Below are 21,324 nucleotides of genomic sequence, written 5' to 3' on the forward strand. Positions count from 1 at the left end.
TTACTGTTTCCCCGGTCCCTGAAAGACAAGAATAACCATGAGAATTGGCATCACTGCAAAAATCAGAAGATTCAACCAATATGCCCAGAGCGCGAGGCGGTTTCCGTTCACGGCATGCTTCTTTAGAATCCGTGAGACCAGGTAGACATTCTGAATACCTCCGAACCAAATCGGCTTTTGGGCGCCCTTCTCGTCATCTGCACTGGAAAGCTCCCGCGCATAGATAAAAGTACCCCAGCCGATGACAAAGGCGAGAGCCAGATATGCCTTTATCCAAATTGACATGAATTCTCCGCCGAGCCCTAAAATTGCTCGCCACGGTAGAGGGACGATGTAAACTTTCGATTTAAAAGTAAGATTAGTTCGCCTTGGAGGCCGCATCCGGTGGTGGGACGTCGGACTTCTGCTTGCAGCCGGTCAGCCAGACGTCATAGATCGGATGCTCGACGGCGTTGAGGCCGGGGCTGTCGGCAAACATCCAGCCGGTGAAGATGCGGCGGATCTTGCGATCGAGGGTGATTTCATCGACCTCGACGAAACCGTCAACCTTCTGGGCTTCCGTGTCGTCACGCGAGTAACAGACCTTCGGCGTCACCTGAAGGGCCCCAAACTGGACCGTCTCGTTGATATAGACATCGAAGGATGTGACACGACCGGTGATCTTGTCGAGACCGGCAAAGACGGCAACCGCGTTGGATATACGCGCAGCCTGCGCCTCGCCGGTGAAGCCGAGCGCAACGACCGCAAGAAGGCCTGTCAGCAGCCCTCTGCCGTATGAAAGCTTAGCCGTTGCTCGCAAGATTCGCCTCTTTCAACCGTCAATGGCCACGACCGGTATATGCCGATTGTGGCCACAAGGCGTCAGTTGCCCGGGGTCCAGGCGTCATAGTCACCGGAGACGCGCGGACGCTGGCCGGCTTCTGCAAGCGAGCCCTGCGGACGGTATGCGGCGGCAGTGCCGGTCAGGTTGGCGTGGTGCGGCTTCTGCCAGTCATGCGCCTTGTAGTCCTGCTTTGTCGGCGGAACATCCGTGCGGTGATGCATCCAGCCATGCCAGCCCGGCGGAATCGCCGACGCTTCTGCATAGCCCTTGTAGATCACCCAGCGCTTCTGCAGACCGTAGGTCGACATCGGACCTTCGTAATAGATGTTGCCGAACTGATCTTCGCCGACCCGCTTGCCCTTGCGCCACGTGAAGAAGCGCGTGCCCATGGTCTGCCCATTCCACCAGGTGAAAAGTTCAAGGAGTAGGTTCTTCATCGCAAAGCCTTGGATATGACGTTCGACAGCGGGACTCTTCTCAAGCCCGGCCCTAGTCCGCTTATGCAGCCAGAAGCACCGAATGTCCAGAGCCTTTCGCGCCTGCGGAATATTCATCCTGCGGCTTTGTGGAAGTTCCGTCGGGCTTTGGAACAGACAGAATCAAGTTCACATTGAGACTGTATGAAGACGCGAAAATGTAAGATTATTTTTGGGTCAGCCAAATGCCTCGCCGCAAATTCGTCATGATGAAAGAACACCGCTCCGACAACGTTGCAGGGGCCTTACCAAATTGATGACACGCGTGACAGAGACAGACAATCCGGTCGCCGAAGAGAGGAAGGGTGCGGTCTTCCGGCTGCTCTACCTCTTCGAGCGCTATCGCGAATATCTGATGCTCGCGGCGATCCTCATTGTCAGCAGCCTGACGGCCTATGCCATCTACAAGCTGACGACGGAAATCCGCATCGAGGATGTGCGCGATGCGCTCTCCGCCACACCCACATCCGCAATCCTGCTGTCGCTTCTCTTCACCGCGCTGAGCTTCGCGGCACTGATCTGCTACGATCTCAATGCGATCGAATATGTGCGCAAGAAAAAGCTGCCGCTGGTCTCGGTCGCCATCACGTCCTTCATCGCCTATGCCATCGGCAACACGGCGGGCTTCGGCGCGCTGTCGGCCGGCGCCATCCGTCTCCGGGCCTATCTCCGCCTTGGGCTGACGCCGGAAGAGATCGGCAAGGTCGTCGCTTTCGTCACGCTCGCCTTCGGGCTTGGCATCCTTGGCGTCACTGCGATCTCGGTTCTTGTCACAGCGCCACGCCTGTCAGCCCTGGCGGGCCTCGACGCGACCCTGATCCGCGGCATCTCAATCGTCATCCTTCTGGTGATGACCACCCTCCTCGTCATGGGGCGCGGCGGGCGAAGGATCAGCCTCGGGCTCCTCACCGTTCGCCTGCCCGACAGCAAGACCGCGTCACAGCAGTTCCTGGTCAGCGCGCTCGACATGGCAGCCTCTGCCACCGCGCTTTATGTGCTCATCCCGCAGGACGCGATCGGCTGGCCCGTGTTCTTCGCGATCTATTCCACAGCGACCGGCCTCGGGATCATCAGCCATGTGCCTGCCGGCATCGGCATTTTCGAAGCGGTGATGGTTTCCGCACTCGGCGCGCATGTGCCGGTCGATCGCCTTCTCGGCAGTCTGCTTCTCTACCGGCTGATCTACAATGTCCTGCCGCTGCTGATTGCGGCACTTGCCCTCATCCTCGTCGAAACCCGCCGCTTTGCGCTGGTGCCGGTCGCTGCCGCGTTCCGGCAGCTGGAACCACGGCTGGCACCGGCGCTCGTTGCGGCACTTTCGGTCCTGACTGGCGCGATCCTGATCTTTTCGAGCGTCACGCCGACCAATGACGACAAGCTGGTGCGGCTCGAAAACTACATGCCGGTCCCGATCGTCGAGAGCGCGCACTTCATCACGAGCCTTCTGGGACTCGGGATCTTCATTGCCGCGCGGGGGCTGTCCAACAGGCTCGATGCCGCCTGGTGGTTCACGCTTGCGACGAGCATCGCGGCACTGTTCTTCGCCAACCTGCGCGGCGTTTCGGCACTTGAGGCCTCGCTGCTGATCACGCTCATTCTGGCGCTGTCGATGACGCATCAGCGGTTCAAGCGCCCGGCGTCGCTGATCCATCAGGCGCTGGCCCCGTCCTGGGTCGCGGCCATGGCCGTCATCGTCGCGTCAGCCGTCACGCTGCTCTTCTTCGTCTATCGCGACGTCGACTACTCGGACAGCCTCTGGTGGGAATTCGAGATTGCCGACGAAGTACCGCGCGGCCTTCGGGCGGCCGCCGGTCTGGCAATGGCGGCTTCGGCAGTCGCCATCTACAGCCTGCTGCGTCCGGCAAAGTTTCGCCCGAAACTGCCGACGGGGGATTCGCTGGAAAAGGCACTGCCCATCGTGATGGCTCAGGGGACTGCCGATGCCAATCTGGTGCGGATGGGCGACAAGCAGATCCTGCTTTCGGACAGTGGCACCTGCTTCATCATGTATGGCATCCAGGGCCGCTCCTGGGTGGCACTTTTCGACCCGGTCGGCGATGAAGAGGAAGCGACGGAGCTGCTCTGGCGCTTTGTCGAGATGGCGCATGCCAATGGCGCACGCGCGGTATTCTATCAGATCACGCCCGCCCTCCTCGGCTTCTGTGCCGATGCGGGCCTCAGGGCCTACAAGCTTGGCGAGGCGGCGAAGGTCTCACTGCCGGATTTTCAGCTGAAAGGCGGACGCATGTCCAACCTGCGCCATGCCATCAGTAAGGCGCAGCGTGAAGACCTCGAATTTCATGTCGCGAATGCGGGCGCCGAGGTCGATGCGGTGATGGACGAGCTGCAGGCGGTTTCCGACTCGTGGCTCCAGCAGCACGACGCGCGCGAGAAGACCTTCTCGCTCGGCTCCTTCGAGCCCGATTATATCCGTTCACAACCCGTGGCGCTGCTCAGGCAGCGTGGCAGGATTGTCGCGTTCGCCACCTTGCTCATCACGGATGCCAAGCTGGAAGCGTCTGTCGATCTCATGCGCTTCCTGCCCGATGCGCCGAATGGATCCATGGATTTCCTCTTCGTTCAGATCATAGAATATCTTCGTGACGAAGGGTTCCAGACGTTCAATCTGGGGATGGCGCCCCTGTCAGGCATGTCGAAGCGGGATTCCGCTCCCGTCTGGGACCGCATTGGCGGCGTCATCTTCGAACATGCCGAGCGCTTCTACAATTTCAAAGGCCTCAAGGCCTACAAATCGAAGTTCGCGCCGCGATGGGAAGCACGCTATATTGCCGTGTCGGGCAATGCGTCGCCTGTCATGGCGATCATGGATGTGACGGTCCTGATCGGTGGTGGCCTGAGAGGAGTCGTCGGGAAATGAAATTCAGAAACTGGCTGCTGGCCGGGCTGTGCTCGGTACTGGCCGCGTCTGCGTATGGTTCGAAAGCCGAAGACCAGAATGCCTACGACACAGGCCTCATTCCCTCCCCCCATATCGTTCTGCCGAGCGGCAGCCTGAAATCCATGGTGTTTCTGCTGTCCGGTCCTCAGGGCTGGACGAAGAAGGACGATGATCGCCTCAGCGCTCTCGTCGCCTCGGGTGCTGCCGTCGTCGGCATCGACTACAAGGCCTATGTCGCCTCGATGGCGCAAGACAATGAAGACGACTGCATCTACATGATCTCCGACATCGAGTCGCTGTCGCAGCAGGTTCAGCGGCACGCCGGCGACAGTGCCTATCATGCGCCGGTTCTGGCCGGTGAAGGGCCGGGTGGCGCGCTGGTTCTCGCCATGATCGCGCAGTCGCCACCGGCGACGATCGAGGAAGCGATTGCGGTCGATCCGACCGCCGAAATCCCGCTGACCAAACAGCTCTGCACACCGGCCACGAAGCAGCCGACACCGAACGGCTATATCTACGGGCTGACGGACGACGCCTTGCCGGCCCCGGTCACCGTGCTCGAGACACCGAACGCCCCTGCCGATGGGAAGAGCAATGTCGCTTCGATCGTTGCGGCCCATCAGGACGTGAAGGTGGTCAAGGTGGATAACGCGTCCGGCGATCTTCTGCTCGAAACGGTCAAGGCGCAGGTTGCCGCCAACGATGTCGCGGCCAACGATCTCGGCCTGCCGCTGACCGAGCTCGCGGCAACGCCGAAATACGACACGATGGCGATCTTCTATTCCGGGGACGGCGGCTGGCGCGACATCGACAGCCAGATCGGCGAATATCTCCAGACCCAAGGCATTCCGGTCGTCGGGGTCGATTCGCTGCGCTATTTCTGGAAGAAAAAGGACCAGGCGACGACCGCGAAGGATCTGGGGCGGATCATCGACGCCTATCGCAAGAAGTGGAAGGTGAAGAACGTCCTTCTGCTCGGCTATTCCTTCGGCGCGGACGTGCTCCCCTCGGCCTATGATGCATTGACCGATCGGCAGAGGGCTCCAGTGAAGTTCATGTCGCTGCTCGCGCTGACGAAATCGGTCGACTATGAGATTTCGGTGACCGGCTGGTTCGGCGCGGAGGGAAGCTATCAGGGCGGCACGACGCTCGATGCCATCGCCAAGGTGGACCCCAAGCTCGTGCAATGCATCGGCGGCACGGGCGACGACGAGGCCGTCTGCAAGGACCTGAAGGACAAGGGTATCGAAGTGGCGGAGCTTCCCGGCGACCACCATTTCAACAACGATTACGACAAGGTGAGCGAAGTCATTCTCGACGGCTTGCGCAAGCGGCTGAAGTGATCGGCCGTGCCTCGGTCCAGCCCCCCAAATCACTTCAGAAGCGCGTGATCACGCCAATGCCGACGCCGTCGAATCGGTCCATCGCCATCAGGGCTTCGGGCGCCTCGTCGAGGCTCAGCGTCCGGCCGATCATCAGTTCGGGCTTCAGCTTGCCCGTCTCGATCATCGAGAACATCGCGCCATAGCGATGCGCCTGCATGCCATGGCTGCCCTTGATCTCCAGCTCCCAGCCAATGACGCGATCCATCGGCACCGGCGGACGCGACTGGTCGGCCAGCAGCAGACCAACCTGCACATGGCGACCACGACGGCGCAGACACAGGATGGAATTCGACAAGGTGGTCGGATGGCCGAGCGCATCGACCGAGGCATGCGCGCCGCCGCAGGTGAGTTCGCGGATGGCGGCGGGCACATCGGTGACATTGCGCGCATTGACCGTCACGGCGGCACCGAGCTTCTTCGCGAGCGCCAGCTTGTCGTCCGACAGATCGACGGCGACGACATTCGCGCCCATGGCGTTGGCAATCATGATGGCCGACAGGCCCACGCCGCCGCAGCCGTGGACGGCGACCCATTCGCCGGGCTGCACGCGGGCCTGATCGACGACCGCGCGGAACGAGGTGACGAAGCGGCAGCCGAGGCCGGCGGCGGTCGCAAAATCCATGCTGTCCGGCAGGCGCACGAGATTGGCGTCGGCATAATCGATGGCACAATATTCGGCAAAGGAGCCCCAGGCGGTAAATCCCGGCTGGAACTGTGCCTCGCAGACCTGCTGGTTGCCCGACGCGCATTCGGCGCAGCGACCGCAGCCGGAGACGAAGGGCACTGTGACGCGGTCGCCCTTCTTCCAGCGCATCACGTTGCGGCCGGTGGCGACCACCGTTCCGGCAAGTTCGTGGCCCGGAACATGCGGCAGGACGATATCGCTGTCATGGCCCATCCAGCCGTGCCAGTCGGACCGGCAAAGCCCCGTCGCCTCGATCTTGACGACGACGCCATCAACGCCCGGCTCAGGGTCCGGCAGGGTTGCGATGCGGGGCGGTTCGCAGAAGCGTTCGAAATAGACGGCTTTCACGAGGTGTCTCCGAAAGTTAGAAGGCCAGCGTCTTTTCCATGAGGATGGCCGGCAATTTCGCGCCCGGCGGGCCGACATTGTCGATGCGTCCGATCTCGCGGAAACCGACCTTGGTATAGAACTCGATGGCGCGCTCGTTCTCGGCCGTGACTTCCAAGTGCATCCGGTCGGCATCCGGGAAGCAGGTCTCGATTTCGGCAAAGAGATCCGTGCCGATCCCCTGCCCCTGCCAGAGCGGATGAATGTAGAGCTGGTGCAGATTGGCGAGCTTCGGCGTGTTTCGCGACATCGCTGCGAAGGCCATGCCGGCCAGTTGCTTGCCATCATCGGCCACCAGAAATTCCGAGTCCGGACGATGCAGGCGTCTGGCGAGCGAGGCGCTGGAATGCCAGTGCGCGATCATCGCTTCCACGACATGGTCGCCATGGAAAGGGCGATAGGTATCGCGCCATGTTTCGGCGAGCAGCGTCTGCACCTTGGGAAGATCGGCCTCACCGGCGGAGCGGATGAAGAACATTGAGACCTCTCAAAGCGCCACTCAGGTCGCGAGTGGCTTTTCCATCAGGAGTGCGGGGATGCCCGACTGGCCGCCGCCGCAGTTCGAAACCTCACCCGCCGCCACGAAGCCATGGCTTTCATAGAAGGCGATGGCAGCGGCGTTTTTCGGCTCGACTTCCAGCCGCATCGTATCGGCATCCGGGAAACAGGTTTCGATCTCCGCGAAGAGATCGCGCCCGATCCCCTGACGCTGGAAATCGGGATGCACATAGAGCTGATGCAGGATCGCCGTCTTTGCCGGCTTGTCCGCCATCGCGGCATAGGCCATGCCGGCCAGCACCTTGCCATCATCCGCAACCAGAAACTCCGAATGCGGGGTCTTGAGGCGCTTCTTCAGCGCCTCAGGCGAATGCCATTCGGCAATCAGCGCCTCGACCTTTTCCGTGCCGTAAAACGGCACATAGGTCGCACGCCAGGTCTCCGCCAGCAGCGTCTGCACCTTCTTCAGGTCCTGTTCGCTGGCCGAGCGGACGAAGAACATTATTCCTCGATCCCCAGCTTGGCCTTGACGAGCGCCTGGACAGCCTGCGGGTTGGCCTTGCCGCCGGTCGACTTCATGACCTGGCCAACGAACCAGCCGGCAAGCGTGGGCTTGGCCCTGGCCTTTTCGACCTGATCCGGGTTGGCGGCGATGATTTCATCGACGGCCTTTTCGATCGCGCCGGTGTCCGTCACCTGCTTCATGCCGCGCTCTTCGACGATCTTCGCCGGATCGCCGCCTTCGTTGAAGACGATTTCGAAGAGGTCCTTGGCGAGCTTGCCGGAGATCGTGCCGTCCTTGATGAGGTCGATAATGCCGCCGAGCTGGGCGGGCGAAACCGGAGTCTCTTCAATGTCTTTGCCGGCTTTGTTCAAGGCACCCAGCAGGTCGTTGATGACCCAGTTGGCGGCAATCTTGGCGTCGCGGCCTTCTGCAACGGCTTCGAAATAGGCGGCAATTGCCTTTTCCGACACGAGCACCGAGGCGTCGTAAACGGTGAGGCCGAGATCCTTGACGAAACGCTCCTTCTTGTCGTCGGGCAGTTCCGGCAGGTCCTTCAGGAGTTCGGCCACGAAAGCGTTGTCGAATTCGAGCGGCAGCAGGTCCGGATCGGGGAAGTAGCGGTAATCATGCGCATCTTCCTTGGAACGCATGGAGCGCGTCTCGCCCTTGCCGGCGTCGAAGAGGCGGGTTTCCTGATCGATCGAGCCTCCGTCTTCCAGAATGGCGATCTGGCGGCGGGCTTCGTATTCGATCGCCTGACCGATGAAGCGGATGGAGTTGACGTTCTTGATTTCGCAGCGCGTGCCGAATTCGCCGCCCGGCTTGCGGACGGAGACGTTGACGTCGGCGCGCATGGAGCCTTCGTCCATGTTGCCGTCGCAGGTGCCGAGATAGCGCACGATGGTGCGCAGCTTCGTCATATAGGCCTTGGCCTCATCGGCCGAGCGCATGTCCGGCTTGGAGACGATTTCCATGAGCGCGACGCCGGTCCGGTTGAGGTCGACATAGGTCATGGTCGGATGCTGGTCATGCATCAGCTTGCCGGCGTCCTGTTCCAGGTGCAGGCGCTCGATGCCGATTTCGATATCCTCGAAGTTGCCCTGACGGTCGGGACCGAGCGAAATCACGATCTTGCCTTCGCCGACAATCGGGTCCTTGAACTGCGAGATCTGGTAGCCCTGCGGCAGGTCGGGATAGAAATAGTTCTTGCGGTCGAAGAGCGAGCGATGGTTGATCTGCGCCTTCAGGCCAAGTCCTGTACGCACCGCCTGCTTGACGCATTCCTCGTTGATCACCGGCAGCATGCCGGGCATCGCGGCATCGACCAGCGAGACATTGGTGTTTTCCGGGCGGCCGAATTCGGTCGAAGAACCGGAGAAGAGCTTCGATTTCGAGAGAACCTGTGCATGGACTTCCATGCCGATCACGACTTCCCAGTCGCCGGTGGCGCCGGGGATGAAGCGTTTCGGGTCGGGCGTGCGGACATCGACAATGGTCATGGAAAAGCTCTCGGCATCAATGGGATTTCGAAGCCCTCCGGTAAAACAATTGGCCGGAAGGCGCAAGGGATTTGCGGCTTTCGAGGGTATTCGGCGGACTTGAGCAGGATCAAGGCGGGCCGCACGGCTTTCATCGATCGTGACGGCATCGATGGAGAAGACGCATGAGTATCCTCAACTATTTCATCCGGGTCAACGAACACGCCATGCTGCTCGAAGCCATGACCGCCAAACTCGGCCTGACCGCGCATCTGGAAGAGTTGCCCGATCATCGCAACGTGATGAAGCGTGCCGGGCAGCGTTGCCTTGCCTGCAGCCGCCCGCATGACTGCGCCGACTGGCTCGAAGACAATGACGAGCCCGAGCAGGCGCCGCGCTTCTGCCGCAACCGCGATCTCTTCGCCCGCATGCGTGACCAGATGCTCGCAGACCAGGCGGCTCAGAACTCGCTGTAGCCCTCGCCACCGGTCTCCTCGACGAGACGCTTGACGAGCCCGACGGTGTCAACGTCTCTGTCTAGCTTCGGCGACCACGCCGTCGTCATCCAGGACACGCCGTAGCCGGCCTTGCGGAAGAAGGCGAGCGCGGCAGAGTTCTCCGAGTGGACCTGCGTCAACGCGGTCTCATGACCGTGTTCAGCAATCTCCTGCTCCAGATGCTCGAGAAGTGCGGCGCCGACGCCCTGCCGCTGGAACACGGGATCGACCCAAAGATCGGTGATGCTGTTGTCGAGCTTCTCCCGCGCTGCCCAGCCCACAAGCTGCCCTGCTCGCTCGGCAATGTCGATCGAAAGCCAGTTGTTGCGCGTGAAGGTCTCGAAGGAGCGGTAGGCGCTCTCGCGAATGTCGGGAGCATCCCCCCACCCCTCGGACGACGAATCCCAAGCCCGGAAGCCAATGGCCGCCAGAACATCCGCTTCGTCCGCACGCGCATTGCGTATCGTTGCCATCCTGCAGCCCCTCATCCCCACTCGAGAGCGACAAGAGTATTGCGCGGCGCGGCGGGCGTGAGAAGCGTGTGCCGCAAAGTCAGCGTCTTGCCGCGTGTACCTCGGTCGGTTTTCAACAGCTAATATAAGCTGGGACGCGCTTGACACCGAGGGGCAGGCATACCTACCTTCATGGAGCACCAAGGAGTGCCTTATGTTCAGTCTATCGGAGTCCCGGTAAAGGCCCTGCCCGCGAAACACGTTTCGCGCGCCGGGCCCTGTTGAAATCGAGCCCGATGCCCTTGCGGCGTCGGATACGTTTTCACGCGCCCATTCGGGCGCCATCCGGACTTCACGACCATGGACATTTCCAGCGCCGAACAGCGCATTCTCCACCTGCTCGCCCAGGGCGGCAATATCGAACTCATCCGCAACGACGACCGCAAGATCGAGACGCTTCGTCTGAACACGCGAGAAGGCTGGATCTTCAGCCAGATCGACATCGTCACGTTCCGCAAGCTGAAACGCAAGCGGGCGATCGCCTCGTCAGGCGGCAAGCCCTACCGCATCACGATGCGCGGTCTCGAACTGGTTCGTGCTCAGCTCGACAACCGGTGAGTAGAAATGAAAACGGCGCGGACCCAAGTGTTCCGCGCCGCTTTTCATGGATGATTGAGGGCTCTTACCACCACTTCTTCGGTGAAAAAGTGCCCGCGGCCTGTTCGATGACATGGGCCGTGCGGAAGAGGGTTTCCTCCTCGAACGGCTTGCCGATGAGCTGGAGGCCGAGCGGCAGGCCCTTGTGGTCGAGGCCGGCGGGAACCGACATGCCCGGAAGGCCTGCCATGTTGACCGTTACCGTGAAGATGTCGTTGAGGTACATCTTGACCGGATCGGATGCCAGATCCTCGTCGGCAATGCCGAAGGCGGACGACGGGGTTGCCGGCGTCAGGATCGCATCGACGCCGTTGGCGAAGGCGATTTCGAAGTCACGCTTGATCAGCGTGCGGACCTTCTGCGCCTGCAGATAATAGGCGTCGTAGTAACCGGCGGAGAGTACGTAGGTGCCGATCATGATGCGGCGCTTGACTTCCTGGCCGAAGCCGGCGGCACGCGTCTTCTCATACATGTCGACAATGTCCTTGCCTTCGACGCGCAGGCCGTAGCGAACGCCGTCATAGCGGGCAAGGTTGGACGAGGCTTCGGCAGGCGCGACGATGTAATAGGCCGGGAGCGCATATTTCGTATGCGGCAGCGAGATGTTGACGATCTCGGCGCCAGCATCCTTCAGCCACTCCATGCCCTGCTGCCAGACCTTTTCGATCTCTTCCGGCATGCCTTCGACGCGGTATTCGTTCGGAATGCCGATCTTCATGCCCTTCAGCGACTGGCCGATAGCGGCCTCGTAATCCGGAACCGGCAGGTCGACCGAGGTCGTATCCTTGGCGTCAACGCTGGCCATGGACTTGAGCAGGATAGCACAGTCGCGCACATCGCGAGCGATCGGGCCGGCCTGATCGAGCGAGGAGGCGAAGGCAACGATGCCCCAGCGCGAGCAGCGGCCATAGGTCGGCTTGATGCCGACCGTGCCGGTGAAGGCGGCCGGCTGGCGGATCGAGCCGCCGGTGTCGGTGGCGGTCGCACCAGCGCAGAGCTGCGCGGCGACGGCTGCGGACGAACCACCCGACGAGCCGCCGGGAACGAGCTGCTGATTGGAGCCTTCGGCCTTCCACGGATTGATGACCGGGCCGTAGTAGGAGCTCTCGTTGGACGAGCCCATGGCGAATTCGTCCATGTTCAGCTTGCCGAGCATGACGGCGCCATCGTCCCAGAGGTTCTGGCTGACGGTCGATTCGTATTTGGGCTTGAAGCCGTCGAGAATGTGCGAGCAGGCCTGCGTGTGGACATCGCGCGTGGCGAAGAGGTCCTTGATGCCGAGCGGAATGCCTTCGAGAGCCCCTGCCTTGCCGGCCGCGATGCGGGCATCGGAGGCCTTGGCCATCTCGCGGGCCTTTTCAGGCGTCACGGTGACATAGGCGTTGATCACCGGGTTCACGGCTTCGATGGCGGACAGATAGGCGTCCGTCAGTTCGACGGCGGAGATGTCCTTGGCGGCGAGCTTGGTGCGGGCTTCGGCAATGGTGAGGCTGGTCAGTTCGGTCATGGTGCGATCGTTTCGTCTTGAAATCGGGGCTTCTGGCGATGTGCGGGTCGGCGGCGGTCTTATTCGACCACTTTCGGCACCATGAAGAAATTCTCGGTCGTGGCCGGCGCATTGGCAATGATATCGGCCGCCTTGTCGCCGTCATTGACGACGTCGGCGCGCTTGCGCATGACCATGGGTGTCACCGATGTCATCGGCTCGACATTCTTGACGTCGACTTCCGACAGCTGCTCGACAAAGCCGAGCATGCCATTCAGCTCGCCGACCATCTTTTGCGCTTCCTCTTCGGAAACAGCGAGACGGGCAAGGCGCGCAACGCGCTTAACGGTGGCGAGATCGACGGACATCGGGTGAACTCCGGTCAAGGATTATCGTTCTAGAGACTGAGCGACCGCTATAATCAGCCCGCTTGGCGGATGCAACGCTTTTCCGGGCTTTTGAGAGCAGAACCGGCGCAGCGCGCCTCCCCTTGCCTTCTGCATCCGGAAAGCTAGCCTGACGCGGATGGAGGAAGCGACCATGCAGTTTGATCTCAAGGCCTATCTGGCCCGCGTCGGCATTGCCGAGACGCCATCCGAGGCGAGCCCGGCGACGCTTGGCCGCCTCCAGCTTGCCCAGGCGCGTCACATCCCCTTCGAGAACATGGACCCGCTGACCGGCAAGGTGCCGGACCTTGATCCGGCGGCGCTGTGGCGCAAGCTGGTCGAGAACCGGCGGGGCGGCTATTGCTTCGAGGTGAATGCGCTCTTGGGCACGGCACTGTCGACGCTTGGCTTCAAGGCAATGCCGATCATGGCGCGAGTCCGAAACGGTGCGCCGCGCGGTGGGCCGCGCAGTCATATGGCGTTCATCGTCACCATCGGTAATGAGACCTATCTCGCGGATTGCGGCTTTGGCGGCGGCGTGCCGATGATGCCGTTCAGACTCGACAGTGCCGAGCCTCAGGAGATTGTCGGCGAGACCTATCGCGTTCGGCGTGATGAAGACACCGGCGAAGAGGTGCTGGAGCGGCAGACATCTGAAGGCTGGTACGGGCTTTATGGCTTCGAGCGTTCGCCGGCATTTCAGCCCGATTTCGAAGCGGCCAATTTCGTCTGCGCCCGGTGGGACAAAGCGCCGTTTCCAACGAACCTGATGATGGCGCGCGTGACAGAAGACGGACGAAACACGCTGTTCAACCGCGCCCTCAAGATCAGCCGAAACGGCGAGAGCGAGGCGCAGCGGATCGAGACGTTCGGGGATTTTGAAGAGGCCATGACCGGCCTCTTCGGGTTGCCGGAACAGCCGGCGCTATACTCGGCTGTCTGGGACCGGATCAAGGACAAGTAGACCCGGCCCAATTGCGACAGAGCGTGGCTCAGACCTCGACGCTGCCGCCGGCCTTCGGGGCTTCCACCTTTGTCTTCGTGCCGTCGAGGCCGGCGATGAACTTCTCCGCCGTCTGGTCGATGATCGGGAACGAGCCATAGTGGCAGGGGATCGCGGTCTTGAAGTTGAAGAAGCGCTGTGCGGCCAGAGCGGCCACCGCGCCACCCATGGTGAAGCGGTCGCCGATCGGCACGATGCCGATATCGGGCTGGTGCAGCTCGTTGATCAGGCCCATGTCGGAAAAGATATCCGTGTCGCCCATGTGGAACAGCGACGCCTCGTCATCGAAATGAAGGACAAGACCATTGGCGCTGCCGAGCGAATGGGAAACGCCATCCTCGGTGATCTGCGCTGAGGAATGCAGCGCGTTGGTGAAGGTGACGGTGAAGCCTTCCATGCCGATCGTGCCGCCCGTATTGCCCGGCGAAAAATTCTTCAGGCCCTTGTTGGCCAGCCACATGCAGAGATCGAAGTTCGCGACAACCGTCGCGCCGGTGTCGGCAGCGATCTGAAGCGTATCGCCAACGTGGTCGCCATGGCCGTGGGTCAGGAGGATGTGGGTAATATCCCTGGTGGCGTCCTTGGCGTCGAGGCCTTCAAAGCCCGGATTGCCGGTGAAGAAGGGGTCGATGAGGATCTTCGCCTTGGCGGTGTCGAGACGGAAGGCCGAATGGCCGAGCCATGTGATTTTCATGGGAACTCTCCCTGGATGTCTTGCGGGGGATGGGCCGGACGTCATGCGACGCACACAAGCCCAAGGGCGGGTGCAGATTAGGGGCTGGCGCGAGAGGATCAACCCCCAGCCTCACACTTTCACGTTACGCGGATTGGCCTATACTCGGATCAGGGAGCAGGAGGAGTTTACCCCCATGAAACAGAAAATCATCCGCAAGATCGCCCATGTCTGCATTTTCGCGCACGATATCGATGCGACGGCGGAGTGGTACAGCCGCGTGCTGGGCTTCGAGAAAGTGTTCAACTTCACGCGCGAGGGTCGCGTCTTCGGCTATTATCTCGACGCCGGCGGCGACACGCATGTCGAGGTGTTCGAGAATGCGGAGGCGGAATATTCCAAACGCAACCAGATCAACCACATCTGCTTCGAGGTGGTGAACATGGACGAGGCCATTGCCCATATCCGCGATTGCGGGGTCGATGCGTCCGCCAAGTCCCACGGCTGTGACGACACCTGGCAAAGCTGGATCACCGATCCGAACGGCGTTCGCATCGAGCTTTTCGAATACACGCCGAAGAGCGCGCAATTCACCGGCGGCGACCGCGTCGCGCATTGGTGAATTTCAGACCAGCGCCAGCATGATCGAGATGGTGAAGAAGCTGGCGGTCGTGGCCATCAGCAGTGCTGCCGAACTCATGTCCTGATAGCCGAAGCGCTGGCCGATGATCGGGTAGACGGTGAGCATCGGAGACGACGCAAAGATGATCGCCATCTTGCGCATTTCCGGCTCCAGCCCCGGCATCAGGAAGGCCACGGCAAGGGCGCTCAGCGGATGCAGCACCAGCTTGCCGATCGAGACCTGCGCGGCATCCGGCAACAGGCTGCCGGTGGCCTTTGTGGAGGCGAGCGTTGCCCCGACGATGAACAACGCGACCGCGCCCGACGCATTGGCCAGCATGTCGATTGCATGAAACAGCGACAGGTCCTTGAAGTCGAGCCCCGAGGCCGAGATGGCCGCGCCGATGAAGAGCGAGATGATGAGCGGATTGCGGATCAGCGATATCAGTGAGGCTCGAAGAGCCGTCAGGGCGCCCGCGCCACCTCTCTGACCATCCTCCGCAAGGACCATTCCGGCCGGCAGGATGATCAGGTTTTCCACGATCATGTTCAGCGCCAGACCGATGGGTGCCAGCGGCCCGACAACGAGGGAGGCAACGGGAAAGCCGACAAAACCGCTATTGCTGCTGGAAGACCCGAGCGCCATCAATGCGCTTTCGGTGAGTGTCTTGCCGCGCGCGAAGCGGGCCACGGACAGGGATATGCCGAAGGTCAGCAGCGAGGCAGTCATGTAGAGCAGCAGATAGTTCAGGTGGAGGAAGTCGCTGATCGGGTGCAGAACGAAGGCGCGCAGGATGAGCCCCGGCAGGGCGAAGTACCAGACGAAATTCGAAAGCCCGCGCAGGTCCCCGCGCTCGAGGCCCAGAAAGCGGCCGGCGATGACGCCTGTCCCGATCAGCACGAAGATCGGCAGCGTGATGGAGAAGATGGCAAGCATGGACTGTTCCGGAGGGGGTTCGTCGCCTTATAGGCCAAGACGCCAGCCCGCGACAGGGTGGTTTTGGCAAGAACGGTTCGCTCTGTTATGCAGAGTGGAAATTCGCCTCAGGAGCCGCCGCATCGCATGACCATCCTCACGCTTGAAGAATTTGCCGAAACACTGCCCGCCGGCCAGCCGGTTGCCGGCCTTGATCTCGGCACGAAGACGATCGGGCTTTCGCTGTCGGATATCGGACTGCGCTTTGCCACACCGCGGCCGGTGATCAAACGGGTGAAGTTCGGGCCGGATGCGGATGCCCTTCTGGGCTTTGCGACCAAGGAAAAGGTTGCGGCCTTTGTCATCGGGCTGCCGATGAACATGGATGGCAGTGCTGGCCCGCGCGTTCAGGCAACCCGCGCCTTCGTCCGCAACATGGAGGCGAAGACCGCCCTGCCCTTCATTTACTGGGACGAGCGGCTTTCGACAGTCGCCGCCGAGCGGGCGCTGCTGGAAATGGACGTATCGAGAGCCAAGCGGGCGGAGCGGATCGATTCTGCCGCGGCGTCCTTTATTCTCCAGGGCGCATTGGACAGATTGTCGTCGCTGCGCAGGGCCGCCTCCGGCGAGGCCTGAGCGCGGCGGGCCTTCCACCAGCCGGCAATCTTCTTGCGGCGGCGGAAGATCAGAATGGCGATGACGAAGATGCTGTCCGTGCCGATGGCCTTGGCGACGAGCGGCGCGACCGATTGCGGGTCGATCCCCAGCGTCTCGCCATAGAGCTGCAGCACGAGTTCGTGCGCCTGCCGCGTCAGCATGAAGATGCCGAAATTGATGTCGTAGTAGGACAGGCCATACCAGCCGCCGAGAAAGATGATCGGGCCGAGCCAGAAGACGAGGAACCACTTCATGCTGCGGTCTCCCCAGATCCGGCAGCCTGCGGCATCCAGCGGGCGATGAGTTTCGGCATCAGATCCGGCAGCACCCCATACCAGAGATGCATCAGCAGCCGGTCGACCAGCCCCATGACGGCGACCATCACAAACGGAACCACGAGACTGACTGCCAATACGGCAAAGATTGCCGCCAGGCAGGCCGTCGCCACCACCCTGTTCCGCCCGGTGTCCATACGCATCACACACCCTCCCGCCTGCCCCACAGGACAGGGCGGGTTCACGCAACAGCCCTCGCGGCATCATGCCCCGAGCCCGGCTGAAATTAACCATTGAGCAACCATTCCAGTTAACGCGCAAAGGCGCAACGTAAACCATTTGTTAAGGTTAACGACGGGGCGGCGGGCTGTGGATTGTGTGTGGATAATTCGCCTCCGGCGTCAGCGATTGCTGCCGGATAGCCGCAGTACGCAAGAACTGGAAAGACCTCAGGCGTAGGCTGCGCGGGCCATGCGGGCGACGGCGGAAACGGCCCTCGCCCAATCCTTCTGCGATTTCAGCGGCAGGCCGGCAAAGCTGCCGGAGGTTTCGGCTGCAAGAACCAGCTGCTGGACGGCAGCGATGATGACGGCGTTGAGAGCCACCGTGTCGGCGCCCTTCGGAGGCGTCAGCGAACCGCGCATGCGTTCGATCCATTGCGCAATCCCCTTGGCGCGGGCCTCCGCCATGCGGGCGATATGCGGCGAGTTTTCCGAAAGTTCCCAGACGAGAATGCGCCGCATCAGCGGATCGGCGCGCAGCGCATCGGCATAGAGCTCGGCCAGACGTTCCATCAGGTCGCCATAGGTGAGCAGAAAGCGCCCGCCCTGATCCTCCGGCACGTGCTGCGTCACCCAGCCGGCGAGGTCTTCGCCGATGGCATCGACAAGCCCGTCGAGCCCGCCGAAATAGCGGTAGATGAGCTGCTTGTCGCAGCCGGCCTTGCGGGCAACCGCATTGACACCGAAAGCCTGAAACCCGCCCTCGGCCAGCAGCGCCCTGCCCGCCTGAAAGATGCGGCCTTGCGTCTGCACACGGTCGCGCACCGGCAGTTCCTTCTCAGGCGCTGCAGGCGTTTCAACGGTTTCGGCGGTCATGGCGGTCATGGTTGCAATCAGTCTTTCGGCAAAGTCACCCGATGGTGATTAGGCCGGCGTGCTGTCACCCGCAATGGAGACAGACGGGTTTGCACAGGATTGTGGGACGCGTGCCATTCATCACGAGGTTTGATGCAGCAATCGGCCACGACGCTTGCAATCCGCCACCGGCTTTGAGAGCCTTGGACAAACGCACTCCGACCGCAAAGCTCGACATGTACATACCAACTGCCTTCGCATTGTCCGACCGGGCGACGATCTTCCAGGCGATCCGCTCAACGGGTCTCGCGACCCTTGTGACCGCCAGCGCCGAAGGGCCGATGGTTACGCCGCTGCCGCTGTTTCTCGATGACAGCGAGGGGGAGTTCGGAACGCTTTACGGGCATGTCGCCCGCGCCAATCCGCATTGGCGCACGCCGGTGATCGGCCATGCGATGGCGTTGTTCATGGGACCGGACGCCTATGTCTCTCCGTCGTGGTATGTCTCCAAGGCCGAGCATGGCAAGGTTGTTCCAACATGGAATTATCAGATAATCGAGGCAGTCGGCACGATTGAATTCTTCGATGACCGTGACCGCCTGCATGCGCTGGTGTCGCGGCTGACCGATCTTCATGAGGGCAAGCGGGCGAAGGCGTGGCGTGTCGATGATGCGCCCTGCGAATTCATAGAGATGCAGTTGCGCGCCATTGTCGGTGTTCGACTGCCCATCACCGCACTTCAAGGCAAGAGCAAGATGAGTCAGAACCGCAACGCAGCGGATCGGGCTGGCGTCATCGAAGGATTGCGCCTAAGCGAGGCCGAACGCGAGCGCGAGGTCGCGCCGCTTATTCCGACCTGATCGCATTCCATCCGAAAGCTCTTCATGCTCCCCATCTTCGAAAGCATCCTGCCCGTCTTTCTCGTCGTCATCTTCGGTGCGCTTCTCAAGCGTGCGCCGTGGCTGCCGGCGGCGATGTGGGATGGGCTGGAGCGGCTGGGCTATTATGTGCTTTTCCCGGCGCTGCTTTTCACCACGCTGTCGACTGCCAATTTCGGCAGCCTGCCGGCGGGCAAGATCACGGTGGCGGCACTTGGCATGGTCGTGGCTGTTACGATTGTCCTGCTGGTGGGCTGGCCGATCGCCCGGCGTGCCGGCATTTCGGCCTCGACCTATACGTCGATCTTCCAGACGACGAGCCGGTGGAACGGGTTTGTGGCGTTGGCGGTTGCGGAGAAGCTATACGGCAAGCCGGGGATCGAGGTTGTCGCCTATGTGATGGCGATCATCGTGCTACCGCTCAATATCATCAATGTCGGCGTGCTTCTGGCGATGACCGGAAGCGGGCGGACGATGGGCGATTTCGTCAAGCAGTTCATCCGCAATCCCATCATACTGGGCTGTGCGACCGGCGTGGCCTTCAATCTGCTGCATATCCGCCTCTACCCGCCGCTGGAGGCAACGGTCGAGATGGTGGCCAACACCTCGCTCCCGCTCGGCCTCATGATGCTTGGCGCAGGGCTCAGAATTTCCGACGCGCTGCGCCCGAATGCGACGGCGCTCTGGCCGGTCGGGCTGAAGCTGCTGTTCACACCGCTCATGATCGTGCTGTTCGGCATTGCCATCGGCATTCAGGGCGTGACGCTGATGGCGCTCTGCATCTGTGGCGCAGTGCCCACGGCGATGAACGGCTATCTGCTCGCCAAACAGATGGGCGGCGACGCACCACTTTATGCCGCCGTCACCACGCTTCAGACGGCGGCCTCGTTCTTCACCATTCCGCTGGCGCTTTATCTGACGGCTCACGTCGCCGGATAAAGCAGTTCGACGATAAACCGCGCATCAAAGCGCATGTCGAGCATGCCGTAGGTGTAGCGCCAGCCGGTCGCCAGACGGCTTTCGGCGAAGGCATCGGCGATGCGCCCTGCCCCGATGCGGCGAAGCTCGGCGGCGGCGGCGGCCATGGCGAGCTGTTCGACGAAGAGGCGGGCGGCACTTTCATCGCGTTCGCACAGCGACGCTGCGGCGCGCAGCACGTCCACGGTCTTCGGGCCCGTGGGCCCAAGGTCGCGGGAGATCATGGCGAAGACGGCTTCGAACAGGTCCTTGCCCTTGCGCAGCACGCGCAACACGTCGAGCGCCATGACATTGCCGGAGCCTTCCCAGATCGCATTGACCGGGGCTTCGCGGTAGTGGCGGGCAATCGGGCGTTCTTCGATGTAGCCGCTGCCGCCGATGCATTCCATCGCTTCATAGATCAGCGACGGGGCGATCTTGCAGACCCAGTATTTGACGACCGGTGTCATCACGCGGGCAAAGGCTGCCTCTTCCGGATTTTCCCCGGCCTTGTCGAAGGAGGATGCAAGGCGGAAGACGAGGCCGGTGGCGGCTGCGACGTCCAGCGCCATGTCAGCCAGAACGCGGGTCATCAGCGGCTGGTCGATCAGCGTCTTGCCGAAGGCATAGCGGCCGCGCGTGTGGTGGACTGCCTCGGCGAGGCTGGCGCGCATCAGGCCGGCAGACGACACGGCGCAATCGAGCCGGGTCAGCGTCACCATGTCGAGAATGGTGCGGATGCCGGCATCCGGGTCGCCCAGGAGATAGCCATAGGTGCCGGAAAATTCGACTTCCGAGGAGGCGTTCGAGCGGTTGCCGATCTTATCCTTGAGCCGCTGGAACCGCAGGCCGTTGGCGGTGCCGTCTTCGAGCAGGCGGGGCACGAGGAAGCAGCCCATGCCCTCTTCCGTATTGGCGAGCATGATGAAGGCATCGCTCATCGGCGCGGACATGAAGAACTTGTGGCCGGTCAGGCGATAGATACCGTCGGAGACCTTTTCGGCGGCCGAGCGATTGGCGCGGACATCGGTGCCGCCCTGCTTTTCGGTCATGCCCATCCCGAGCGTCACGGCACTCTTCTGGCCGGCGGGACGGTTGGAGCTATCATATTTGCGCGAAAGAATGCGCGGCGCCCATTCCTTCTGCAGGATCGGCGAGGCGGAAATCGCTGCCAGCGAGGCGTTGGTCATGGTCAGCGGGCAGAGATGGCCGCTTTCGAGCTGCGACGTCAGGAAGAAGCGGACGGCACGCGCCGAATGGCCCTTCCCCTTCTCCTCCAGCGTCTGGTCCCAGACGGAACTGTGCAGGCCGCTCGCCATGGAGCGGCGCATCAGCGCGTGATAGGCCGGGTGGAAATCCACAACATCGAGGCGTTCGCCGCGCGGGCCATGGGTGCGCAGTTTCGGCGCGCCTTCATTGGCCATGCGGGCAAATTCCTGGCTTTCGGCCAGCGTTGCGTAGCGGCCGATGCCGTCGAATTCGTCACGCAGCGTCCGCGACATGCCGGCGGTCAGGTCCACCAGCAGCGGGTCGGAGCGATAGGCATTGATGCCGGACCAGAGCGGCGGCTGGTTCAGGCTCGCGAAGATATCGTCTTCTGTCTTGTCAGTCATGGCCGCGTTCTATCCGGATTCGTTCAAAAAAGCATGGGGAT

At 61.8% G+C, this 21,324-nt stretch carries 24 protein-coding genes and 1 pseudogene; 9 read left to right on the forward strand and 16 right to left on the reverse strand.

Annotated elements, in window-relative coordinates; all coding sequences use genetic code 11:
• The 3 genes from LQK84_RS02260 to LQK84_RS02270 all read right to left on the reverse strand — a co-directional run bounded on the left by LQK84_RS02260 (position 1) and on the right by LQK84_RS02270 (position 1,260).
• The gene (locus tag LQK84_RS02260) at positions 1–285 is read right to left on the reverse strand and encodes a hypothetical protein (RefSeq protein WP_230826956.1); all 285 of its coding nucleotides are present in this window, start codon (positions 283–285) and stop codon (positions 1–3) included.
• 73 nt (positions 286–358) lie between these two features.
• Positions 359–763, reverse strand: a complete 405-nt coding sequence (locus LQK84_RS02265) for a DUF2155 domain-containing protein (protein ID WP_230827274.1) — start codon at positions 761–763, stop codon at positions 359–361.
• Between the two features lie 98 nt (positions 764–861).
• Positions 862–1,260: an NADH:ubiquinone oxidoreductase subunit NDUFA12 gene (locus LQK84_RS02270; RefSeq protein ID WP_230826957.1), complete on the reverse strand. Its 399-nt coding sequence runs from the start codon at positions 1,258–1,260 to the stop codon at positions 862–864.
• A 295-nt stretch (positions 1,261–1,555) separates the two neighbouring features.
• Here LQK84_RS02270 and mprF point away from each other — a divergent pair, with 295 nt between their 5' ends.
• Both mprF and LQK84_RS02280 read left to right on the forward strand, forming a co-directional pair.
• A complete protein-coding gene (gene mprF / locus LQK84_RS02275; protein WP_442966861.1) occupies positions 1,556–4,177 on the forward strand; it encodes a bifunctional lysylphosphatidylglycerol flippase/synthetase MprF in 2,622 nt (873 codons plus the stop codon).
• On the forward strand, positions 4,174–5,541 hold the full coding sequence (locus LQK84_RS02280; RefSeq protein WP_230826959.1) for an AcvB/VirJ family lysyl-phosphatidylglycerol hydrolase: 1,368 nt from the start codon (positions 4,174–4,176) through the stop codon (positions 5,539–5,541). Before mprF ends, LQK84_RS02280 begins: the two co-directional genes overlap by 4 nt.
• A 34-nt stretch (positions 5,542–5,575) precedes the next feature.
• Here the strand turns inward: LQK84_RS02280 and LQK84_RS02285 are convergent, their stop codons facing one another.
• Genes LQK84_RS02285 through gatB form a run of 4 tightly spaced genes read right to left on the reverse strand, consistent with a single transcriptional unit; the run spans position 5,576 to position 9,157 of the window.
• Positions 5,576–6,616: a zinc-dependent alcohol dehydrogenase family protein gene (locus LQK84_RS02285; protein WP_230826960.1), complete on the reverse strand. Its 1,041-nt coding sequence runs from the start codon at positions 6,614–6,616 to the stop codon at positions 5,576–5,578.
• Between the two features lie 16 nt (positions 6,617–6,632).
• Positions 6,633–7,133 (reverse strand): GNAT family N-acetyltransferase, encoded by a 501-nt coding sequence (locus LQK84_RS02290; RefSeq protein ID WP_230826961.1) that lies wholly within the window; start codon positions 7,131–7,133, stop codon positions 6,633–6,635.
• 21 nt (positions 7,134–7,154) lie between these two features.
• Complete coding sequence (locus tag LQK84_RS02295; RefSeq protein WP_230826962.1) at positions 7,155–7,655, reverse strand: GNAT family N-acetyltransferase; 501 nt, start codon at positions 7,653–7,655, stop codon at positions 7,155–7,157.
• Positions 7,655–9,157, reverse strand: coding sequence for an Asp-tRNA(Asn)/Glu-tRNA(Gln) amidotransferase subunit GatB (gene gatB / locus LQK84_RS02300; RefSeq protein ID WP_230826963.1), 1,503 nt, complete (start codon positions 9,155–9,157; stop codon positions 7,655–7,657). Before gatB ends, LQK84_RS02295 begins: the two co-directional genes overlap by 1 nt.
• A 164-nt stretch (positions 9,158–9,321) precedes the next feature.
• Between gatB and LQK84_RS02305 the strand changes: the two genes are divergently transcribed.
• Positions 9,322–9,612 carry a DUF6455 family protein gene (locus tag LQK84_RS02305; protein ID WP_230826964.1) on the forward strand — a complete coding sequence of 97 codons (291 nt, stop codon included), beginning with the start codon at positions 9,322–9,324 and terminating at the stop codon, positions 9,610–9,612.
• On the opposite strand, the gene LQK84_RS02310 is transcribed toward LQK84_RS02305, so the two are convergent.
• Complete coding sequence (locus LQK84_RS02310; RefSeq protein ID WP_230826965.1) at positions 9,597–10,106, reverse strand: GNAT family N-acetyltransferase; 510 nt, start codon at positions 10,104–10,106, stop codon at positions 9,597–9,599. The genes LQK84_RS02305 and LQK84_RS02310 overlap by 16 nt on opposite strands.
• Before the next feature lie 339 nt (positions 10,107–10,445).
• Here LQK84_RS02310 and LQK84_RS02315 point away from each other — a divergent pair, with 339 nt between their 5' ends.
• Positions 10,446–10,703 carry a YjhX family toxin gene (locus LQK84_RS02315; protein ID WP_230826966.1) on the forward strand — a complete coding sequence of 86 codons (258 nt, stop codon included), beginning with the start codon at positions 10,446–10,448 and terminating at the stop codon, positions 10,701–10,703.
• A 64-nt stretch (positions 10,704–10,767) separates the two neighbouring features.
• On the opposite strand, the gene gatA is transcribed toward LQK84_RS02315, so the two are convergent.
• Entirely contained in the window at positions 10,768–12,249 is a 1,482-nt protein-coding gene (gene gatA, locus LQK84_RS02320; protein ID WP_230826967.1) for an Asp-tRNA(Asn)/Glu-tRNA(Gln) amidotransferase subunit GatA, read from the reverse strand.
• A gap of 59 nt (positions 12,250–12,308) precedes the next feature.
• Positions 12,309–12,596 carry an Asp-tRNA(Asn)/Glu-tRNA(Gln) amidotransferase subunit GatC gene (gatC, locus tag LQK84_RS02325; RefSeq protein ID WP_230826968.1) on the reverse strand — a complete coding sequence of 96 codons (288 nt, stop codon included), beginning with the start codon at positions 12,594–12,596 and terminating at the stop codon, positions 12,309–12,311.
• 172 nt (positions 12,597–12,768) lie between these two features.
• Between gatC and LQK84_RS02330 the strand changes: the two genes are divergently transcribed.
• Positions 12,769–13,578 carry an arylamine N-acetyltransferase family protein gene (locus LQK84_RS02330; protein ID WP_230826969.1) on the forward strand — a complete coding sequence of 270 codons (810 nt, stop codon included), beginning with the start codon at positions 12,769–12,771 and terminating at the stop codon, positions 13,576–13,578.
• 28 nt (positions 13,579–13,606) lie between these two features.
• Here LQK84_RS02330 and LQK84_RS02335 read toward each other — a convergent pair whose 3' ends face one another.
• Entirely contained in the window at positions 13,607–14,311 is a 705-nt protein-coding gene (locus LQK84_RS02335; RefSeq protein WP_230826970.1) for a metal-dependent hydrolase, read from the reverse strand.
• Between the two features lie 175 nt (positions 14,312–14,486).
• On the opposite strand from LQK84_RS02335, the gene LQK84_RS02340 reads away from it, so the two are divergent.
• Complete coding sequence (locus tag LQK84_RS02340) at positions 14,487–14,912, forward strand: VOC family protein (RefSeq protein WP_230826971.1); 426 nt, start codon at positions 14,487–14,489, stop codon at positions 14,910–14,912.
• Between the two features lie 3 nt (positions 14,913–14,915).
• On the opposite strand, the gene LQK84_RS02345 is transcribed toward LQK84_RS02340, so the two are convergent.
• Positions 14,916–15,848: an AEC family transporter gene (locus LQK84_RS02345; RefSeq protein ID WP_230826972.1), complete on the reverse strand. Its 933-nt coding sequence runs from the start codon at positions 15,846–15,848 to the stop codon at positions 14,916–14,918.
• A gap of 126 nt (positions 15,849–15,974) precedes the next feature.
• Here LQK84_RS02345 and ruvX point away from each other — a divergent pair, with 126 nt between their 5' ends.
• Positions 15,975–16,463, forward strand: coding sequence for a Holliday junction resolvase RuvX (ruvX, locus tag LQK84_RS02350; RefSeq protein ID WP_230826973.1), 489 nt, complete (start codon positions 15,975–15,977; stop codon positions 16,461–16,463).
• Here ruvX and LQK84_RS02355 read toward each other — a convergent pair.
• From LQK84_RS02355 to LQK84_RS02365, 3 genes and pseudogenes are all read right to left on the reverse strand, one after another.
• Positions 16,409–16,738 (reverse strand): annotated as a pseudogene (locus LQK84_RS02355) (DUF6105 family protein); the annotation flags it as partial. The gene ruvX and the pseudogene LQK84_RS02355 overlap by 55 nt on opposite strands.
• Positions 16,735–16,962 carry a hypothetical protein gene (locus tag LQK84_RS02360; RefSeq protein ID WP_230826974.1) on the reverse strand — a complete coding sequence of 76 codons (228 nt, stop codon included), beginning with the start codon at positions 16,960–16,962 and terminating at the stop codon, positions 16,735–16,737. The gene LQK84_RS02360 and the pseudogene LQK84_RS02355, both read right to left, overlap by 4 nt.
• Before the next feature lie 246 nt (positions 16,963–17,208).
• The gene (locus LQK84_RS02365; RefSeq protein ID WP_230826975.1) at positions 17,209–17,865 is read right to left on the reverse strand and encodes a TetR/AcrR family transcriptional regulator; all 657 of its coding nucleotides are present in this window, start codon (positions 17,863–17,865) and stop codon (positions 17,209–17,211) included.
• A gap of 206 nt (positions 17,866–18,071) precedes the next feature.
• On the opposite strand from LQK84_RS02365, the gene LQK84_RS02370 reads away from it, so the two are divergent.
• Positions 18,072–18,695, forward strand: a complete 624-nt coding sequence (locus LQK84_RS02370) for an FMN-binding negative transcriptional regulator (protein WP_230827275.1) — start codon at positions 18,072–18,074, stop codon at positions 18,693–18,695.
• A 24-nt stretch (positions 18,696–18,719) separates the two neighbouring features.
• Complete coding sequence (locus LQK84_RS02375) at positions 18,720–19,652, forward strand: AEC family transporter (RefSeq protein WP_230826976.1); 933 nt, start codon at positions 18,720–18,722, stop codon at positions 19,650–19,652.
• On the opposite strand, the gene LQK84_RS02380 is transcribed toward LQK84_RS02375, so the two are convergent.
• Positions 19,637–21,283 (reverse strand): acyl-CoA dehydrogenase family protein, encoded by a 1,647-nt coding sequence (locus LQK84_RS02380; RefSeq protein WP_230826977.1) that lies wholly within the window; start codon positions 21,281–21,283, stop codon positions 19,637–19,639. The genes LQK84_RS02375 and LQK84_RS02380 overlap by 16 nt on opposite strands.
• Positions 21,284–21,324: the final 41 nt, after the last annotated feature.

This window comes from Rhizobium sp. C4 (assembly GCF_021026315.1).
GTDB lineage: Bacteria > Pseudomonadota > Alphaproteobacteria > Rhizobiales > Rhizobiaceae > Ensifer_A.

Bases quoted from the DNA above. Each gene is read 5' to 3' on its own strand.
- LQK84_RS02340 (WP_230826971.1), top strand. From the start codon at position 14,487: ATGAAACAGAAAATCATCCGCAAGATCGCCCATGTCTGCATTTTCGCG.
- LQK84_RS02370 (WP_230827275.1), top strand. From the start codon at position 18,072: ATGTACATACCAACTGCCTTCGCATTGTCCGACCGGGCGACGATCTTC.
- gatC (WP_230826968.1), bottom strand. From the start codon at position 12,596: ATGTCCGTCGATCTCGCCACCGTTAAGCGCGTTGCGCGCCTTGCCCGT.
- LQK84_RS02315 (WP_230826966.1), top strand. From the start codon at position 10,446: ATGGACATTTCCAGCGCCGAACAGCGCATTCTCCACCTGCTCGCCCAG.
- gatA (WP_230826967.1), bottom strand. From the start codon at position 12,249: ATGACCGAACTGACCAGCCTCACCATTGCCGAAGCCCGCACCAAGCTC.
- LQK84_RS02270 (WP_230826957.1), bottom strand. From the start codon at position 1,260: ATGAAGAACCTACTCCTTGAACTTTTCACCTGGTGGAATGGGCAGACC.
- ruvX (WP_230826973.1), top strand. From the start codon at position 15,975: ATGACCATCCTCACGCTTGAAGAATTTGCCGAAACACTGCCCGCCGGC.
- LQK84_RS02280 (WP_230826959.1), top strand. From the start codon at position 4,174: ATGAAATTCAGAAACTGGCTGCTGGCCGGGCTGTGCTCGGTACTGGCC.
- LQK84_RS02380 (WP_230826977.1), bottom strand. From the start codon at position 21,283: ATGACTGACAAGACAGAAGACGATATCTTCGCGAGCCTGAACCAGCCG.
- LQK84_RS02375 (WP_230826976.1), top strand. From the start codon at position 18,720: ATGCTCCCCATCTTCGAAAGCATCCTGCCCGTCTTTCTCGTCGTCATC.
- LQK84_RS02330 (WP_230826969.1), top strand. From the start codon at position 12,769: ATGCAGTTTGATCTCAAGGCCTATCTGGCCCGCGTCGGCATTGCCGAG.
- LQK84_RS02260 (WP_230826956.1), bottom strand. From the start codon at position 285: ATGTCAATTTGGATAAAGGCATATCTGGCTCTCGCCTTTGTCATCGGC.
- LQK84_RS02290 (WP_230826961.1), bottom strand. From the start codon at position 7,133: ATGTTCTTCATCCGCTCCGCCGGTGAGGCCGATCTTCCCAAGGTGCAG.
- LQK84_RS02295 (WP_230826962.1), bottom strand. From the start codon at position 7,655: ATGTTCTTCGTCCGCTCGGCCAGCGAACAGGACCTGAAGAAGGTGCAG.
- LQK84_RS02360 (WP_230826974.1), bottom strand. From the start codon at position 16,962: ATGCGTATGGACACCGGGCGGAACAGGGTGGTGGCGACGGCCTGCCTG.
- gatB (WP_230826963.1), bottom strand. From the start codon at position 9,157: ATGACCATTGTCGATGTCCGCACGCCCGACCCGAAACGCTTCATCCCC.
- LQK84_RS02310 (WP_230826965.1), bottom strand. From the start codon at position 10,106: ATGGCAACGATACGCAATGCGCGTGCGGACGAAGCGGATGTTCTGGCG.
- LQK84_RS02305 (WP_230826964.1), top strand. From the start codon at position 9,322: ATGAGTATCCTCAACTATTTCATCCGGGTCAACGAACACGCCATGCTG.
- LQK84_RS02365 (WP_230826975.1), bottom strand. From the start codon at position 17,865: ATGACCGCCATGACCGCCGAAACCGTTGAAACGCCTGCAGCGCCTGAG.
- LQK84_RS02345 (WP_230826972.1), bottom strand. From the start codon at position 15,848: ATGCTTGCCATCTTCTCCATCACGCTGCCGATCTTCGTGCTGATCGGG.
- LQK84_RS02335 (WP_230826970.1), bottom strand. From the start codon at position 14,311: ATGAAAATCACATGGCTCGGCCATTCGGCCTTCCGTCTCGACACCGCC.
- mprF (WP_442966861.1), top strand. From the start codon at position 1,556: ATGACACGCGTGACAGAGACAGACAATCCGGTCGCCGAAGAGAGGAAG.